A 17,436-nucleotide genomic window follows, 5' to 3' on the forward strand; every position below is an offset into this window, starting at 1 on the left:
TCCCGTACGGTCACACCCGCGCGGCCGTCCTGCGTACGCCCTCCGGGCCCCGGCCCGGCCCGTGCGCCAGCGGGTCGTCCAGCACGGCCCGCACCACGGAGTGCGCCGCGCCCAGCAGCGGCCCCTCCTCACCCGCCGCGGAGACCGTCAGCTCCGGAATGGCGTCGGGGGCCGCCGTACGTGCCGTCAACTCCCGTTCCAGCGACGGCAGCAGCCACGGCGCCAGCCGGGCCAGCGCGCCGCCCAGCACCACCGCGCGCGGGTCCAGCAGGTTCACCGCGCCCGCCAGCGCGACGCCCAGCGCCGTACCCGCGTCGCGCAGCGCGCGCAGGGTGGCGGTGTCGCCCGCGGCCGCCCGGTCGGCGAGCCGGGTGATCCGCGCGCCCGTGTCCTCGCCGTACGGCAGCCCCGCCGCGCGCAGCACCGCCTCCTCGCCCGCGTACTGCTCCAGGCAGCCCCGGCCGCCGCACGCGCACCGGCGGCCCTCGGGACGTACCGGCACATGGCCCAGCTCGCCCGCGAACCCCCTTGCGCCGCGCAGCAGTTCGCCGTCCAGGACGACCGCCCCGCCGATGCCGATCTCGGCCGACACGTGCACGAAGTCGCGCGGCCCGTCGGACGCGCCGAGCCACAGCTCCGCCAGCGCGCCGAAGTTCGCCTCGTTGTCGACGGTCAGCGGCAGCCCGGCGGGCAGCAGCGGTGCCAGGTCGACGCCCCGCCAGCCGAGGTTGGGCGCGCGCACCACGGTCGCCGTGCCGCGCGCCACGAGGCCGGGCACCGCCACCGCCAGCCCGGCGGGCCGCAGCCCGGCCTCCGCCGCCTCCGCGGCCACCCGCGCCACCAGGCGGCCGAGCCGGGCGGCCACCGCGGCCGGGTCGCCGCCGCGGTTCGCGCACGCGGCTGACGCGCGGGCGCGCACCTCGCCGCGCAGGTCGACCGCGCACACCGTCAGCCGGTCCACGCCGATCTCCGCGCCGATCCCGCACGGCCCCTGCCCGGTCAGCGCCAGCGCGCTGCCCGGCCGCCCCACCCCGCCCGGCCGCCCCGGGCCCAGCTCCACCAGCAGTTCCGCGCGCAGCAGTTCGTCCACCAGGGTGGACACCGCCGCCCGCGTGAGGCCGATGCGGGCGGCGACCGAGGCGCGGGAGGCGGGCCCGCCCTCCGCCACGGCGTGCAGGACGCGCGTGAGGTTGCGCCGCCGCATCTCCTGCTGCGAGTTGGGCACGGGGGCTGCCATGTGGGTTCTCCGTAGGGCCGGTCGGGCCGGTGCGGCCGATGGGTCGGTCGGGGCGGACGGTCGGGCGGCCGACGGGCCGTGACCGGTGGGCGGCTGACGGGTCGTCGGCGCGCCCTACGGGCCGCCCAGCAGCGTGTCGGCGCCGGACAGGGTGGCCTCCAGCCGGGCCAGCGCCTCGTCGTCGCGCGGCACCGCCTCGTACGCCGTGCCCTCCGCCGTGTTCCAGCGCCGGGCCACCGCCCCCGCGTCCTCGCCCAGCAGCAGCGCCGCCGCCTGCGCTGCGGCGCCCAGCGCCACCAGCTCCTGCGCGCGCGGCACCCGCACCGGGCGCCCCGACAGCCGCCGTACCGTCTCCCGCCAGGCGACGCCCTTCGCGCCGCCGCCGATCAGCAGCAGCGGCTGCGCGTCGGCCCCGCCGACGGCGGCGCCCGTGCCGTCGTCCAGCACCTTGTCCAGCGCCTGGAGCAGCGCGAACACCGCGCCGTCGTACGCCGCCTGGAGCACGTGCCCGCCGCTGCTGTCGTGCCGTAGCCCGTGCAGCAGGCCGGAGGCGTACGGGAGCGGGGGTGTGCGCTCGCCGTCGAGGAACGGCAGCATCGTCACCGCGCCGCCCGCCTCCACCGCTTCCCGGTTCAGCCCGAGGAGGGCGGCGACGCGGTCGACGGCCAGCGTGCAGTTGAGCGTGCAGGCCAGCGGCAGCCAGTCGGTGCGGGCGTCCGCGAAGCCCGACACGGTGCCGGTGGGGTCGGCCGGGCGGTGCGGCGACACGGCGTACACCGTGCCCGACGTCCCCAGGCTGAGTACCGGCTGTCCCGGGCGCAGCCCGAGGCCCAGTGCGGCGGCCATGTTGTCGCCGGTGCCGGTCGCGACCAGCGTGCCCGCGGGCAGCGGCAGCCCCTCCCGTACGGTGCCCGCGGCCTCGCCGTGGCCGAGGACGCGCGGCAGCAGGTCGGGGGAGAGGCCGACGTGTTCGAGCACCCGCTCGTCGTACGCCTCGGTGCGCGACGACCACCAGCCGGTGCCGGAGGCGTCGCCCCGGTCGGTGGTGCCGACGCCCGTCAGCCGCTGCGTCAGGTAGTCGTGCGGCAGCCGTACGGCCGCGGTCGCGGCGGCGGACTCGGGCTCGTTCTCGCGGAGCCAGGCCCACTTGGTGACGGTGAACGCGGGCGGCGGCACGCTGCCGATCCGTTCCGCCCACTCGCCGGGGCCGCCCAACTCCTCGACGAGGCGGTCGCGTTGAGGCGCGGACCGGACGTCGTTCCAGAGCAGCGCGGGACGTACCGGCCGCCCGTCCGCGTCGAGCGTCACGAGGCCGTGCTGCTGGCCGCCGACGGAGACGGCCGCCGCCCGCCGCGCGGCGTCGCCGCACTGCGCGAGCGCGGCGCGCAGCGCCTCCCACCACTGCTCCGGGTCGGACTCGTGGCCCGGTCCGGGCGTGACCTTGTGCGGTGCCTGTCCCCGTGCGACCACTTCTCCGGTGGCGGCGTCGACGACCAGGGCCTTCGTGGACTGCGTGGAGCTGTCCACGCCTACGACGAACGGTCCCTCGGGTGCGGCCACGGCCTTCACGCCCCTCTTCCCTCTCGCGGATGTTGCCCGCATACTAGTTTGTCAAGCCACATGACGAATGGAGGACGGCGGATGAGTTACCGACCGGTGCCCGGTGACAGGTTCAGCTTCGGTCTGTGGACGGTGGGCTGGCAGGGGCGCGACCCCTTCGGCGACGCCACCAGGGCCGTGCTCGACCCCGCCGAGTCGGTACGACGGCTCGCCGGACTCGGCGCGTACGGCGTCACGTTCCACGACGACGACCTCATCCCGTTCGGCGCCACCGACGCGGAGCGCGAGAGCCACGTCAAGCGCTTCCGGCAGGCCCTCGACGACACCGGTCTCGCCGTCCCCATGGTCACCACCAACCTCTTCACCCACCCCGTCTTCAAGGACGGCGCGTTCACCGCCAACGACCGCGACGTCCGCCGCTTCGCCCTCCGCAAGACCCTCCGCAACATCGACCTCGCCGTCGAACTCGGCGCCCGCACCTACGTCTGCTGGGGTGGGCGCGAAGGCGCCGAGTCCGGTGCCGCCAAGGACGTCGGTGACGCCCTCGACCGCCTCCGGGAGGCGTTCGACCTGCTGGGCGCGTACGTCACCGAGCAGGGCTACGACCTCCGCTTCGCCGTCGAACCCAAGCCGAACGAGCCGCGCGGCGACATCCTGCTGCCCACCGTCGGTCACGCCCTCGCGTTCATCGAACGGCTGGAACGCCCGCAGCTGTTCGGCGTCAACCCGGAGGTCGGCCACGAACAGATGGCCGGGCTGAACGTGCAGCACGGCATCGCGCAGGCACTGTGGGCGGGCAAGCTGTTCCACATCGACCTCAACGGCCAGAACGGCATCAAGTACGACCAGGACCTCCGCTTCGGCGCCGGTGACCTGCGGCAGGCGTTCTGGCTCGTCGACCTGCTGGAGAACGCGGGCTACGACGGGCCCCGCCACTTCGACTTCAAGCCGCCCCGTACGGAGGACGCGGAGGGGGTCTGGGACTCCGCCGCGGGCTGCATGCGCAACTACCTGATCCTCCGCGAGCGGGCCGCCGCCTTCCGCGCCGACCCCGAGGTCCGGGAGGCGCTGAGCGCCTCCCGGCTCGACGAACTCGCCCGACCCACGCTGGAACCGGGCGAGACGCCCGCCGCGCTCCTCGCGGACCGCGCCGCGTACGAGGACTTCGACGCGGACGCCGCGGCCCGCCGCGGCATGGCCTTCGAACGGCTCGACCAGCTCGCCATGGACCACCTGCTGGCCGCCCGCGGCTGACCGGCCGCCCGGGACCGACCCGTACGCCGCCCCGCCCCGGCACACCCGCCGGGGCGGAACGGCGTCACCCGGACCTCGCCTACCCCGGCAGCCGCGCCGCCGCCGGGTCGAGCACCCGCGCCAGGAACTCCCGCGTCCGCGCGTGCTGCGGGTCACCCACCACCCGCGCGGCGGTGCCCTCCTCCACGACCGCCCCGCCGTCCATGAACACCACCCGGTCCGCGACCTCACGGGCGAAGCTCATCTCGTGCGTCACCACGAGCATCGTCATGCCCTCGCCCGCCAGGGCGCGCATGACCGCCAGCACGTCCCCGACCAGCTCCGGGTCGAGCGCGGACGTCGGCTCGTCGAACAGCATCAGCTGCGGCTCCATCGACAGCGCGCGGGCGATGGCCACGCGCTGCTGCTGGCCGCCGGAGAGCTTCGACGGGTACGCCGACTCCTTGTCGGTCAGCCCGACCCGTTCCAGGTTGCGGCGCGCCGTACGCTCCGCGCTGTCCCGGTCGCGGCCGAGCACGCGCCGCTGGGCGATGGTGAGGTTCTCCAGCACCGTCAGGTGCGGGAAGAGGTTGAACGACTGGAACACCATGCCGATGCCGCGCCGCACCTCGTCGATGTCCACGTCCGGGTCGGTCACCTCGTTCCCGGCGACCGTCACCGTGCCGGAGGTCGGCTCCTCCAGCAGGTTCACGCAGCGCAGCAGCGTCGACTTGCCGGAGCCGGACGGGCCGATCACGCACACGACCTCGCCGCGCCGCACGCTCAGGTCGATGCCCCGCAGCACCTCCAGGTCACCGAAGGACTTGTGCAGCCCCTCGATGCGGATGGCCTCGTCCCCGGCGGCACGGCCCTTCTCCGGGTCCGTTTTCGCCAGGTCCGCCTTCTCGGCGTCCGCCCTGCCCTCGTCCGCCGGGCTCTTCTCCACGACGGGCTCCTCGGAACGTTCCTCGGACATGCGCCACCTCACCTGGCCTTCGCCGTACGGGCCTCCAGCCGACGGACCAGATGGCCCAGCGGGAGGGTGATGACCAGATACAGCAGCCCCGCGATGAGGATCGGCGTCAGGCTGCGGTGCTCGTTCAGCGCGTCCCGGCCGAACTTCGCCAGCTCGTACTGGCCGAGCGACAGCCCCAGCAGATAGACCAGCGACGAGTCCTTCGTCAGCAGGATCAGCTCGTTCGTCAGCGGCGGCAGGACGATGCGGAACGCCTGCGGGATGACGATCGAGACCATCGCCCGCTGCTGCGACATCCCCAGCGAACGGGCCGCCTCCAGCTGCCCCTTGGGCACCGCCTGGATACCGGCCCGGATGGTCTCCGCCATGTACGCGGCGCCGACGAGGCCCAGGGCCAGCATCACCGTCACGTACTGGTTGATCGCCACCTGGAACGCGAGCGGCACACCGAAGCCCAGCGCGATGAAGACCAGCAGGGCCGGGACCCCGCGGAAGAACTCGATGTAGCCGATCGCCAGCCAGCGGTACGGCGGGACCTGCGACAGCCGCATCAGCGCCAGCACCAGGCCCAGGGTCAGCCCGAAGACGAAGCCGAGCACCGTGTAGATGACGGTGTTGACCAGCGCCGTCGACACGATCTCCGGGAACTGCTCCTTGGCGACGTCGACGTCGAAGAACGCCCGCCGGATCTCGCCCCAGTCCGCGGCCAGCACCAGCACCAGCAGCGCCACGACCAGCACGCCGTACTGGACGGCGCGGACCACGCGTGCGCGCTGGCGGCGCGTGAGCCGCCGCGTCACTTGTCCTGTCCCTCGGGCGCCTTGCCGAACCACTTCTTGTAGATCCGGTCGTACGACCCGTCCGACTTCGCCTTGTCCAGCGCCGCGTCGATCTCCTTGCGCAGCGCGTCGTTGCCGGTCTTGACGCCGATCCCGTACTGCTCGCCGGTGTCGAACTCGGCCGTCACCTCGGTGTCCGGATTGCCCTTGACGTAGTCGTAGAGCACGCCGTTGTCGTTGATGCCCGCGTCGACCTGGCCGGTCTTCACGGCCGTCAGCAGCAGCGCCAGGTCCTCGAACTGGACCGTCTCCACGCCCTTGCCCTGCTCCTTGGCGTACTCCGCGCCCGTGGTGCCCTGTTGGACGCCGAGCTTCTTGCCCTTGAGGTCGGCGAGCGTCTTGTAGCCCTTGCCCTTCTTGGTGAGCAGCGCCTGCGTCGCCTCGAAGTACGGCTTGCTGAAGTCGAGGTTCTCGTCCCGGACGTCGGTGATCGTCATCCCGGCCGCCGCCACGTCGCACTTCCCGGCGTTGAGGTCCTCGCCGGTCTGGATGCCCTCGAACGGGGTGTCCACGATCTCCTGCTTCACGTCCAGCTTCTTCGCGACCAGGTCGACGACGTCCACGTCGAAGCCGACGACCTCGCCGCCCTTCTTCACCTGGAACGGCTCGTACGGCAGGTGCGTGCACGTGGTCAGTTTGTCCGACTTGACCAGTGAGATCTCGGAACCGTCCCCGCTGGACTTCGTACTGGTGCAGGCGGTCGCGGCCAGCAGTACGGCTGACGCGGCGGCCAGCGCGGAGAGGGTCCGGTGTGGTGTCCGATGGGCTGACACGGTGTCTCCAGAGGGTGGGTGCCCCGGCTGACCGGCCCGGCGCGGCCGGTGGGTCCCGGCAAGATCGGCAAGTTCTGCCGCATCCTGCCATCGACCGGGGCCGTTGTCGCGCCCCGCGCGTTGCGACCGCGTAACGCCTCGTACGGGCGCGGGTGCCGGTCACGTACGGGTGACCGCGCGTGCGCGCAGCGCGTCCCCCACGGGTGCGTGACCCGCGGATCAGCCGGTGGGGGAGGTCCTCACGACACCGTGCGGACGCACGGCAGCTCCGCCCAGACGGCGTGGCCGTGGGCGCGGTCGTCGGGCCGTATGCCCCACTCGTCGGCCAACACGCTCACCAGGAGCAACCCGCGGCCGCTCTCGCCGTCGGTGTCCACGTCCGGCTTCGGCTGCGGGCCCAGCGGGCGGCCGCCGCCCTCGTCGGTCACCTCCAGGCGCAGGCGCACGCCGATGACCCACAGTTCGCAGCTGACCTTCTCGCTGTCCGTGTGCCGCACGGCATTCGTGAACAACTCGGACACCAGCAGCTCGGCGTCGCCGCACGAGTCCTCGGTGACTCCCCACTCGCGCAGCCGCTCCAGCACGCGGCGGCGCGCCTCCGCCACGGAGGTGTCGAGGGCCGGGAGATGGAACGCGTCCCTGAGGGGCCGCACGGCGGTGCTGCCGGTGCGGTTCTCGAGGGGAAGTGCCTCATGGGGGGAAGCCACCGGTCCACTATGCGGTCCGTCGGCTGCGGATGGCAAGGAACAGGCTGCAAATTACAGAATCGTTCCGACCGCCTGTCGTCGCACACCTCGTCCATGTCAAACTGCGTTTCCATGACGGCAGTTGGAGGCGGACGATAGTGGCGGACTCGCGTGCGGGCGGCGGTGCACCCACCGTCCTGCGGGTGGTTCTGGGCAAGCGGCTCCAGCAGTTGAGGGAGAAGGCGGGCCTCAGCTACGAGGAGGCGGGCCGGGCCCTCGATGTGACGCATGCCACCGTCCGGAGGATGGAGAAGGCCGAGGTCGGCCTCCGCATCCCGTACGTCGAGAAGCTCCTGCGCACGTACGGCGTGACGCAGCAGGAGGAGATCGACGGCTTCGTCGCCCTCGCCCGGGAGGCCAACCAGCCCGGCTGGTGGCACCGTTACCGGGACGTGCTGCCCGAGTGGTTCAGCGCGTTCGTCAGCCTGGAGAGCGAATCGCACCTCATCCGGGCGTACGAGCCGCACTACGTACCCGGACTCCTCCAGACGCCCGCCTACGCGCGGGCCGTCCTGCGCGCGGGCATGGCACACGCGTCGGACGAGGAGATCGAACGGCAGGTCGCGCTCCGCGTCGAGCGGCAGGCCATCCTCACCCGCGACGAACCGCCGCTGCTCTGGGCGGTGCTGGACGAGACCGTGCTGCGCCGGACCATCGGTGGCCCGGACGTGATGGCCGAGCAGATCGACCATCTCCTCGAAGCCATCGCGACGCCGCAGGTCAGACTTCAGATCATGCAGTTCAGTGCCGGTACCCACCCGGCCATGTACGGCCCCTTCCACCTGTTCCGCTTTCCGATCGACGAACTCCCCGACGTCGTGTGCACGGAAAGCCTGGTCGGTGCCGTGTACTTCGACCAACGCGACGACGTGTCGGCGTTCCTGGAGGCTCTGGACCGGATGTGCGGCCAGGCCGCACCCGTTCACCGGACCGAGGCTCTCCTGAGTGCCCTGCGCAAGGAGATCTGACCGATGGACCCGATCTACAACGGCATGCCCGCCGGGGAGCTGGGCCGCGAGGGCTGGCGCAAACCCTGGAGCGGCGGCAACGGCGGCAGCTGCGTCGAGGCGCTGCGCCTCCAGGACGGCCGGGTGGCGCTGCGCCAGTCCCAGGACCCGGACGGCCCCGCCCTGATCTACCCGCACGACGAGATCGAGAACTTCATCCGCGGCGCCAAGGCGGGGGAGGCCGACTTCCTGCTCGCCTGAGCCGGGAAGCCGACCGTTCCGCCCCGGCGTTCCGGCCCTGGGCCGGACACGGCCTAGCCCTCGTCGCCCGCCACGGCGGAGAAGGTGAAGCCGAACCGCGCCGTGGACACCATCAGTTTGTGCCGTTGGAGCACGCCCGGCCCGCAGGACGCGGAGCCGATGCCGTGCTGCCCGTGGTCCAGGTTCACGTACACCCGGTCGTCCGGCACCAGGTCGGTGGTGTGCGCGGCCGCGTCCAGGTGCTCGCTGGTCCAGCGGCGGGCGGTCAGCCAGAAGTACGCCGTCCCGGCCGCCACGCGCAGCCCGCCGCCCGCCGCGTCGGTCAGCCGCGCCCACCGCACGTCCGCCCGCGCGCCGTTCTCCTGCGGTCGCACGTACGGCGTCTGGAGGCCGTCCACGCTCTCCTCCCAGCGCCCCACCAGGGACGCCGCCCGCGTGTCCGGGTACGCCTCGCCCGGCCCGCCGCCGAACCAGCGCACGCGGTCGTACGCGCCCGGCAGCGCCAGCCGTACGCCCAGCCGCGGCAGCGGGACCTCCCACGTGCCCTCCGGGTCCACCGACACGTCCAGGCGCAGGAGTTCGTCCGTGGCCGTCCAGCGGTAGACCGCGCGTAGCGCGAGGTCGCTGGCGGCGGGCGCGACGCGCGTACGGACCGTCAGGCCCGCGTCGTCGCACTCCACCGCGTCCACCCGGTGGCGCATCCGGTGCAGGCCCAGCCGCCGCCAGGCCGTCCCCGGGCCCGAGCCCGGCTTCCAGGGCGCGCCCTCGTCGTTGTCGGTGGGCGCCCGCCACACGTCCAGCCGCAGTCCCTCGACCGGCACCGCGCCCAGCCGCGTCAGCGCGCCCGTCACCGCGTCGAACGACGCCGGTCCGAGCGTCAGTGACGACCCGTCACGGCGCGGCGTCACCTGCGCCCCTGACGCGGGGGCGGTGGTCGGCGCCGCGGGGACGGCGGGCAGCTGCGCCCACGCCACGCAGTGGCCCTCCGGCGCCCACGCCGTGTCCCCGGCGAGGACCGCCCGCACCGTCCACTGCGCCTCCCCGGCGACGTCCGTGCGCGGGGGCGCCGGGAGTTCGAGGTCGGCGTGACCGCCCGCGGGCACGTGCGGCAGGGGCAGCCGCCCGCCGCCCAGCGGCTCGCCCTCGACCTCGTAGCTCCACTCCAGGGCCAGCGCGGACAGGTCCGCGAAGTCGTGCAGGTTGCGCACGCGCACCGTACGGGCGGTGCCGTCACCGGTGATCCGTACGGGCTCGACGACCTTCTTGTACTCCACCAGCCCGGGGGAGGGCGTCCGGTCGGGGAAGACGAGACCGTCGCAGACGAAGTTCCCGTCGTGCACCGGCTCCCCGAAGTCACCGCCGTACGCGAAGAAGTCGCGGCCGTCGGCGGTGCGACGCGGCAACCCGTGGTCGGTCCACTCCCAGACGAAACCGCCCTGGCAGTGCTCGTACTTCTCGAACAGCCGCTGGTACTCGGTGAGTCCGCCCGGACCGTTGCCCATGGCGTGCGCGTACTCGCACAGGATGAACGGCTTCCGCGTCGCCCCCGCGCGGCCGATCTCGTCGACCTTCGACTGCCGGGCGTACATCATGCTGTGCAGGTCGGAGTCCGGGTAGTCGGGGTCGTTCTCGTAGTGCAGCGGACGCGACGGGTCGCGGTCGCGGATCCAACGGGCCATCTCGCCCAGGCCCTTGCCGCTGCCGCACTCGTTGCCGAGGGACCACACGACGATCGACGGGTGGTTCTTGTCCCGCTCCACCATCCGCCGCGCCCGGTCCACCAGCGCGGGCGTCCACCGCTCGTCGTCGACGGGGTTGCCGCGCCAGTCGACGTGCGTGAACCCGTGCGTCTCCAGGTCGCACTCGTCGATCACCCACAGGCCCAACTCGTCGCACAGGTCGAGGAACGCGGGGTGCGGCGGGTAGTGGCTGGTGCGGACGGCGTTGATGTTGTGCCGCTTCATCAGCACCAGGTCGCGGCGCATCGTCTCCGCGTCCACGGTGCGGCCCGTCTCCGGGTGGAACTCGTGCCGGTTGACCCCGCGGAAGAGCACGCGCCCGCCGTTCACCCGCAGCACGCCGTCCTCGACGGTCACCGTACGGAAGCCGATCCGCAGCGACACCGCCTCGCTCCCCGTGCTCAGCACGGCGTCGTACAGGCGCGGCGTCTCCGCCGTCCACGGCTCGACCGGCAGCCGCAGGTCCTCACCCGAGGCGAGGTCCACACCCAGCTCCGGTACGGTCAGTCGCGCGCGTTGCGGGCAGTCCACACGCAGCAGGCCGCTGCCGTCGGTGTGGTCGTAACCGGCGTGCACCCAGAAGTCGTCGAGCGCCCCCTCCGGGCGGTGTTGCAGCGTCACCTCGCGGAAGATGCCCGGCAGCCACCACATGTCCTGGTCCTCCAGGTAGCTGCCCGCGGACCACTGGTGCACCCGTACGGCGAGCACGTTCCCGTGGGGCCGCAGCAGCCCACCGACGGCGAACTCGTGCGGCAGCCTGCTGCCTTGGAAGTCGCCCAGCACCCGCCCGTTGAGCCAGACCCGGGCGCAGGACTCGACGCCCTCGAAGCGGAGCACCACCTCCCCGCCCCCCGGCCAGTCCGCGGGCAGGTCGAACACGTGCCGGTGGTCGCCGGTCGGGTTCTCGTCGGGTACGCGCGGGGGGTCGACGGGGAACGGGTAACGGGTGTTGGTGTACGCGGGTTCGCCGTGGCCCTGGAGCACCCAGTGCCCCGGCACGCGTACCGACCGCCAGCCCGGCGCCGCCGCCGGGTCGAAACCGTCCTCCGTGAACGCCTCGTCGTCCGGCCGCGCGGTCGGCGACAGACGGAAGTCCCACTCGCCGCTGAGATCCAGCCGCCGGGCGTCGGAACCGGCGGTCCAGGAACGGGGCTGGAGCGTGCCGTGGCCGGGCGAGACGTCCTCGTAGTAGACGGGGTTGCGCATAGTTCTCCTCAACGTCGATCGGCCGGGCCGGACCGGGTGGCGGGCCCGGGTCACCGGGACGGCAGGACGTGGGGGAGGTGCCCCGTACGGGCGCGTACGCCCGCCTCCCTCCCCACCGCCTCCCCGGTCACCGTTCCACAACTACCCGCCGCAGGACGGCAACGGCTCCCCTGGACGCGGTGATCGGAGGGCGTCCGCGCCCGGAGGAGCCGTCGCCGTACTCCGCGCGCGGTCGACGGGACGCGGAGCGGGGGAAGTTGTGCGGTGTTCGCGGATGAGGCGTGTGCGAACCGGGGAGATCGGAGGCGCGTGCGCCGGGCGGTCGAAGAAAGCTCTTGCCGCAAAACTTTGACCAGGCGTCACAAAGGTCCGCACATGTCTCTGTTCCTCCTGGCCACACCGAGTGAAATCCTTGTTGGGGCACTTCCTCTAGCCCTCAACGCGCTGCTACTACTCGGTACCGCAAGAAGTTCCCTCCCTCCATGCCCCACACAGGAGGCTCCATTGAAGCTGCGCAGATGGGCGGCCACGGCCACCGCCGTGTCCGTCTTCCTCGGACTGACCACCCTCACCAGCGGAGTCGCCAACGCCGACCAGGCAGAGGCGGCTCCCTCCTACGTGGCCCTGGGTGACTCCTACTCCTCGGGCGTCGGAGCCGGCGACTACGAGGACGACACCTGCAAGCGGAGCGCCAACGCCTACCCGCACCTCTGGGCGAACGCCAACTCCCCCGCGTCGTTCGACTTCACGGCCTGCTCGGGCGCGGTGACGGACGACGTCATCAACAACCAGCTCGGCCCGCTCACCGAGTCGACCGGTCTCGTCAGCATCAGCATCGGGGGCAACGACGCCGGCTTCGCCGACGCCATGACCACCTGCGTGCTCCAGGGCGAGAGCGCCTGCATGACCCGTATGGAGGAGGCCCGTTCGTACGTCACGGGCACCCTGCCGGGCAAGCTCGACGGCGTCTACGACGCGATCAGCGGCAAGTCGCCCTCGGCCGAGGTCGTCGTTCTCGGCTACCCGCGTCTCTACAAGCTCCAGGGCGAGTGCTCCGTCGGCCTCAGCGAGAAGTCCCGCGAGGCCATCAACTCCGTCGCGGACGAGATCAACGACGTCACCGCGAAGCGTGCCGCCGACCACGGCTTCACCTTCGCCGACGTGCGTGACGCCTTCACGGGTCACGAGATCTGCTCCTCCGACGAGTGGCTCCACAGCGTCACGTTCCCGATCGGGGACTCGTACCACCCCACCGCCGCAGGACAGTCGGGTGGCTACTACCCGGCCATGGACAGCGCGGTCTGACGGTCCCGGAGCGCCGGCCGTCCGCAGCCCCCACGGGACAGCGGACGGCCGGGGCTCCGGAACACCTCCCGAACCTCCCGTCCGGCGCTCACCGCGCCGTCTCAGGCGCCGAGCACCGCCGCCAGCGCCGCGCCCGGGTCCGGCTCCGCCGGGCCCGCGGGCCACCACCGGCCCCGCTCCCTCCGGTACGGCCACCAGCGCCCGTCCCGCGCGTACCTCAGCTGCGCCTCCCCGGCCTCCTCCGCCGCCGCGACCGTCCACCGGTTCCGCTCCGCGCGCAGCACCGGCCGCGTCTCCTCGTCCGGCCACACGGCCGCCAGCTGCCCCCGCGCCCGCGCCAGTGTCTCCGCGCCCGGCGTCCACGCCTCCTCCAGCACGGCCAGGGCGGCCGCGCCCCCGAACTCCCAGGCCCGTACGGCCGCTTCCAGTTCCACCGCCGTACGTCCACCGTGTGCCACCAGCCGTACCGCGACCGGCGGCGCGGGCCGCGCGGCGGCCAACCGTACGACGTCCCGCGCCACGTCCAGCGGCTCCGCCGGGGCGTCGGCGCCGTGCCCCGGGGCGAGGGCCGCCAGCAGCGTGCGGTGCGCGTACGCGGCCGCCGCGGACGCGAGGAACACCAGCGCCGCCACGTCCACCCCCTCCGGGGGCGTGCCGCCGGTGTCCAGCGCGGGCGGCGCACCCGGGACGGCGGGGGGCACCGGGGGCGACGGGAGGGGAGGCAGCAGCACGGCGGCGGACGCGTACGCCTCCCGCGCGGGCACCCCCTCGTCGCGCGCCCCGGCCGCACCGCCCTCGCCACCGGCCGAACCGTCCCCGGCGGCACGGGCCGCGCCGCGCAGCTGCACCTCGTCCAGCAGCGACCGTCCGGCCCGGCCGCGCACCAGCAGCAGCACGAACGGGTCCTGGTCCAGCAGACGGGCCAACTGGTAGCAGAGCGCCGCCGTGTGCGGACAGTGGTCCCAGGCGCCGCAGTCGCACTCCGGCTCCAGGTCACCGATGCCCGGGAGGAGTTCCACCCCGGCGTCCGCCGCGTCCTCCACCAGCCGGGGCGGGATGTCCCCGTCCAGCAGCGCCGCGAGATACCCGGCCTCGCCCGCGACGACGTCCAGCAGCCGGTCCCAGTCCGCCACGGGCAGCCGGTGCAGCAGCACGTCCGCGCGGTGCGGGGTGCCGTCCCGGTCCCGTACGACCGCCGTGACCCGGCCCGGACGCACCGACACGGCGCCCACCGCGCCCTGGCGTGCGATCTGCCGCCCCCGGCGCAGCTGTCCCGCGTCCAACGCGGTGTCCTCCAGCGCCTTCAGCCAGGTCCGTCCCCACCACGTGGTGGCGAAACCTCGGCCCCGCGCGGGGGGAAGCGCCTCGAAGACGCGCTCCTCGTCACCGTTCACCTGTCGGTCCCCCTCAGCTCGACGAGTTCGGCCAGCTCGGCGTCGGACAGTTCGGTGAACGCCGCCTCACCCGCGCCCAGTACGGCGTCCGCCAACGCCTGTTTGCGTGCCAGCATCTCCGCGATCCGGTCCTCGACGGTCCCCTCCGCGATCAGCCGGTGCACCTGCACCGCGCGGGTCTGCCCGATGCGGTGGGCGCGGTCGGTGGCCTGCGCCTCGACCGCCGGGTTCCACCAGCGGTCGAAGTGCACCACGTGGTCGGCGCGCGTCAGGTTCAGCCCGGTGCCCGCGGCCTTCAACGACAGCAGGAACACGGGCACCCCGCCGTCCTGGAAGCGGCGCACCATCTCCTCGCGCCGGGCGACGGGCGTACCGCCGTGCAGGAACTCCGTACCCACGCCCCGTTCGGCCAGGTGCCGCTCCAACAGCCGGGCCAGCGCCACGTACTGCGTGAAGACGAGCACCCGCGCGTCCTCCGCGAGGAGGGTGTCGAGCAGCTCGTCCAGCAGCTCCAGCTTCCCGGAACGGCCGTGGAGCACCGCGTCGGTCTCCTTGAGGTACTGCGCCGGGTGGTTGCAGATCTGCTTGAGCGCGGTGAACAGCTTCACCACCAGACCGCGCCGGGCGAGACCGTCGGCCGACGCGATGTCGGCCAACGACTCGCGCACCACCGCCTCGTACAGCCCCGCCTGTTCCCTGGTGAGCGCCACCGCCCGGTCGGTCTCCGTCTTCGCGGGCAGCTCCGGGGCGATCCCCGGGTCGGACTTCCGCCGGCGCAGCAGGAACGGGCGCACCAGCCGCGTCAGCCGTTCCGTCGCGGCCGGGTCGGCGCCGCCCTCGACGGCGGCGGCGTGGTCGCGACGGAAGGCGGTCAGCCCGCCCAGCAGGCCGGGGGTGGTCCAGTCGAGGATCGCCCACAGCTCGGACAGGTTGTTCTCCACCGGCGTGCCCGTGAGCGCCACGCGCGCGCGGGCGGGGACGGTGCGCAGCTGCTTCGCCGTGGCGGAGAACGGGTTCTTGACGTGCTGCGCCTCGTCCGCGACCACGAGACCCCAGACCCGTCCGCCCGTCGGCCGCGGTGCCGCGCCGTCCTGCCCCGTGGAGCCCTCTTTGGTGGCGTCCCGGCCGGTGCCGCCCTGTGCCGTGCCGCCCGGGTCGGCGAGCCGCCGCGCGTCCAGGCGCATCGTGCCGTACGTGGTGAGCACGAACTCCCCGTCGACCACCCCCTCCAGGCTGCGCGCGGCGCCGTGGAAGCGGCGTACGGGAGTGCCCGGCGCGAACCTCTCCACCTCCCGCTGCCAGTTGCCCATCAGGGACGCGGGACAGACCACCAGCGTCGGCCCCGCCGTCTCCGGCGACCGCTGCCGGTGCAGGTGCAGCGCGATCAGGGTGATGGTCTTGCCCAGGCCCATGTCGTCGGCGAGACAGCCGCCGAGGCCGAGCGACGTCATGCGGTGCAGCCAGTTCAGCCCGCGCAGCTGGTAGTCGCGCAGGGTGGCGGCGAGCGCGGGCGGCTGCGCCACCGGGTCCGGATCGCGGTCCGCCCGCTCCGGGTCCGACAGGCGCTCGCGCAGCGCCTCCAGCCAGCCGGTGGCCGCCACCTCGAACCGTTCGCCGCCGTCCCCCTCGGTGCTTCCCGCGAGTGCCGCCCCGAGCGCCTCGACGGTGCCGACCTGCCGGTCCCGGCGGTCCCGCGCCCGGCGTACGGCCTCCGGGTCGACCAGCACCCACTGGTCGCGGAGGCGCACGAGAGGCCGGTTCGCCTCGGCCAGCCGGTCCAGCTCCGCCCGGCTGAGCTGCTGGTCACCGACGGCGAAGCGCCAGCTGAAGCCGAGCAGCGCGGACGCGGACAGCGTCGACGGCGACCCGTCCGGCGCCTGCGTCCCGGCCCGCGCGTCGGGGCCGACCACCGCGCGCGCGGTGAGCCGCCGTGCCAGCTCCTTCGGCCAGTGCACCCGGACGCCCGCCGCCTCCAGGGCGCCGCTCACGGGGGCGCCCAGCAGCTCGGCCACCTCCTCGTCCGCCAGCTCCACGGAACCGGGCACGGCCGCCGACAGCAGCGGCCGCAGCGGCTCCCACGCGGACGCCGCCCGGCGCAGCGTCAGCAGCACGTCCGCACGCGCGCGCGGCCCGAATCCCGCCGCGACGTGCGACGTGCCCGCCCACACCTCCGCGGCGTCCGCGACCAGCGCGGCGTCGGTCACCCCGTGCAGCTGGAGCACGGCGGTGAACCGCGCCGCTCCGGGTGTGCCGGAGGGCGTGTCCGCCGCCGTACGGGCCCCGGCGAGCCCGGTCACCTCGATCCGCAGCGACAGCCGTACGCCCGCGTCGTACCCGGCGGCGACATCGTCCGCCCAGCCCCGCAACGCGGGTACGCGCTGCGGCGCCCGCGCCGCGAACGCGGGCCCGCCCGCGGCGAGCCCGGCGGCGGGACTGCGCGGCAGGCCGTCCGCCACGGCGTCCAGGAACGCGCGCAGCAGCCGTTCCGGCTCGGGCAGCCGCGGCGGGTCGCTCTCCGGCAGCGGGACGGCGTGCGCCAGCGGGGGCATCGCGGCGGCGAGGTCACGCAGCCGCGCCACGTCGTCGGGGTCGAGGGGGCCGAGCCGCCACGCGTCGTACGCGCCGGTGCTGAGGCCCGGCAGCAGCCGCCCGCGCGCCGCGAGCTGGAGCGAGGCGAGCGCGGCCGCGCCCCAGAAGGCGCCCGCCGCGCGCGGGTCGAGCGGGTCGGGGGGACCGTCCGGGCCGCCGGTGGGGGAGCGCCGTACGGGTGCGGTGCGTACGGCCGCGCGGGCGCGGGTGAGGACGGGCAGCGCGTCCCGTACGGGGAGCGTGTACGCGGGCACGTGGCGCACCTCGACCCCGCCGGCGCCGTCCGGGAGGGCGACGGCCAGCTCGGTCTCCTCGGCGCCGCCCTCAGGGTCCTCCCCGGCGGTCGTCTCGGCGGTCCGGTCGGTGGTCTCGTCGGGCGCGGACGGCAGCGGCGGAGTGCCGTCGGGACGCCAGAAGGCGACCCGGCCGAGCCGGGGCGGGTCGGCGGGCAGGAAGACGGCGGCGCACGCCGCCAGTTCGGCGGTGGTCCGGGCGGACGGTGCGGGGGACGGGGCCACGTCGCTGGATCATTCCTCAAATTTGACTAGTGGGAGCAGCGGCCGAGGGTACCCCAACCGGGGAGACCGGCGGAAAGAATCCCGTACCGCACGTGAGGAACGCCTTCCGCGTC

At 74.0% G+C, this 17,436-nt stretch carries 13 protein-coding genes; 4 read left to right on the forward strand and 9 right to left on the reverse strand.

The annotated features are described in order from the left end of the window. Positions 1-10 precede the first annotated feature (10 nt). Positions 11-1,237, reverse strand: a complete 1,227-nt coding sequence (locus tag D7M15_RS27260; protein ID WP_165906340.1) for an ROK family transcriptional regulator — start codon at positions 1,235-1,237, stop codon at positions 11-13. A gap of 114 nt (positions 1,238-1,351) precedes the next feature. Beyond that, a complete protein-coding gene (gene xylB / locus D7M15_RS27265) occupies positions 1,352-2,797 on the reverse strand; it encodes a xylulokinase (RefSeq protein ID WP_206337433.1) in 1,446 nt (481 codons plus the stop codon). An 81-nt stretch (positions 2,798-2,878) separates the two neighbouring features. On the opposite strand from xylB, the gene xylA reads away from it, so the two are divergent. Continuing rightward, complete coding sequence (xylA, locus tag D7M15_RS27270; protein ID WP_121519918.1) at positions 2,879-4,051, forward strand: xylose isomerase; 1,173 nt, start codon at positions 2,879-2,881, stop codon at positions 4,049-4,051. 79 nt (positions 4,052-4,130) lie between these two features. Here the strand turns inward: xylA and D7M15_RS27275 are convergent, their stop codons facing one another. The 4 genes from D7M15_RS27275 to D7M15_RS27290 form a co-directional block, all read right to left on the reverse strand. After that, positions 4,131-5,006 (reverse strand): amino acid ABC transporter ATP-binding protein, encoded by an 876-nt coding sequence (locus D7M15_RS27275; protein WP_121519919.1) that lies wholly within the window; start codon positions 5,004-5,006, stop codon positions 4,131-4,133. Positions 5,007-5,014: 8 nt separating this feature from the next. After that, the gene (locus D7M15_RS27280; RefSeq protein ID WP_121519920.1) at positions 5,015-5,806 is read right to left on the reverse strand and encodes an amino acid ABC transporter permease; all 792 of its coding nucleotides are present in this window, start codon (positions 5,804-5,806) and stop codon (positions 5,015-5,017) included. Next, entirely contained in the window at positions 5,803-6,618 is an 816-nt protein-coding gene (locus D7M15_RS27285; protein WP_206337434.1) for an ABC transporter substrate-binding protein, read from the reverse strand. The genes D7M15_RS27280 and D7M15_RS27285 overlap by 4 nt, the downstream gene beginning before the upstream one ends. Before the next feature lie 239 nt (positions 6,619-6,857). After that, positions 6,858-7,325 carry an ATP-binding protein gene (locus tag D7M15_RS27290; protein WP_121519921.1) on the reverse strand — a complete coding sequence of 156 codons (468 nt, stop codon included), beginning with the start codon at positions 7,323-7,325 and terminating at the stop codon, positions 6,858-6,860. A gap of 137 nt (positions 7,326-7,462) precedes the next feature. On the opposite strand from D7M15_RS27290, the gene D7M15_RS27295 reads away from it, so the two are divergent. Next, entirely contained in the window at positions 7,463-8,332 is an 870-nt protein-coding gene (locus tag D7M15_RS27295; protein ID WP_121519922.1) for a helix-turn-helix transcriptional regulator, read from the forward strand. Between the two features lie 3 nt (positions 8,333-8,335). After that, positions 8,336-8,572, forward strand: a complete 237-nt coding sequence (locus D7M15_RS27300; protein ID WP_121519923.1) for a DUF397 domain-containing protein — start codon at positions 8,336-8,338, stop codon at positions 8,570-8,572. A 53-nt stretch (positions 8,573-8,625) separates the two neighbouring features. Here D7M15_RS27300 and D7M15_RS27305 read toward each other — a convergent pair whose 3' ends face one another. Continuing rightward, positions 8,626-11,517: a glycoside hydrolase family 2 TIM barrel-domain containing protein gene (locus D7M15_RS27305; RefSeq protein WP_121519924.1), complete on the reverse strand. Its 2,892-nt coding sequence runs from the start codon at positions 11,515-11,517 to the stop codon at positions 8,626-8,628. A gap of 558 nt (positions 11,518-12,075) precedes the next feature. Here D7M15_RS27305 and D7M15_RS27310 point away from each other — a divergent pair. After that, on the forward strand, positions 12,076-12,822 hold the full coding sequence (locus D7M15_RS27310; protein WP_240649749.1) for an SGNH/GDSL hydrolase family protein: 747 nt from the start codon (positions 12,076-12,078) through the stop codon (positions 12,820-12,822). 101 nt (positions 12,823-12,923) lie between these two features. Here the strand turns inward: D7M15_RS27310 and D7M15_RS27315 are convergent, their stop codons facing one another. Then, positions 12,924-14,216, reverse strand: a complete 1,293-nt coding sequence (locus D7M15_RS27315; RefSeq protein WP_121519926.1) for an SWF or SNF family helicase — start codon at positions 14,214-14,216, stop codon at positions 12,924-12,926. After that, entirely contained in the window at positions 14,213-17,323 is a 3,111-nt protein-coding gene (locus D7M15_RS27320) for a DEAD/DEAH box helicase (RefSeq protein WP_121519927.1), read from the reverse strand. Before D7M15_RS27320 ends, D7M15_RS27315 begins: the two co-directional genes overlap by 4 nt. Positions 17,324-17,436 lie beyond the last annotated feature (113 nt).

It is taken from the genome of Streptomyces sp. Z26 (assembly GCF_003665095.1).
Classification (GTDB): Bacteria; Actinomycetota; Actinomycetes; order Streptomycetales; family Streptomycetaceae; genus Streptomyces; species Streptomyces phytohabitans.

Coding starts and splice junctions, on each gene's coding strand:
- D7M15_RS27260 (WP_165906340.1), bottom strand. CDS start 1,237: ATGGCAGCCCCCGTGCCCAACTCGCAGCAGGAGATGCGGCGGCGCAAC.
- xylA (WP_121519918.1), top strand. CDS start 2,879: ATGAGTTACCGACCGGTGCCCGGTGACAGGTTCAGCTTCGGTCTGTGG.
- D7M15_RS27275 (WP_121519919.1), bottom strand. CDS start 5,006: ATGTCCGAGGAACGTTCCGAGGAGCCCGTCGTGGAGAAGAGCCCGGCG.
- D7M15_RS27300 (WP_121519923.1), top strand. CDS start 8,336: ATGGACCCGATCTACAACGGCATGCCCGCCGGGGAGCTGGGCCGCGAG.
- D7M15_RS27305 (WP_121519924.1), bottom strand. CDS start 11,517: ATGCGCAACCCCGTCTACTACGAGGACGTCTCGCCCGGCCACGGCACG.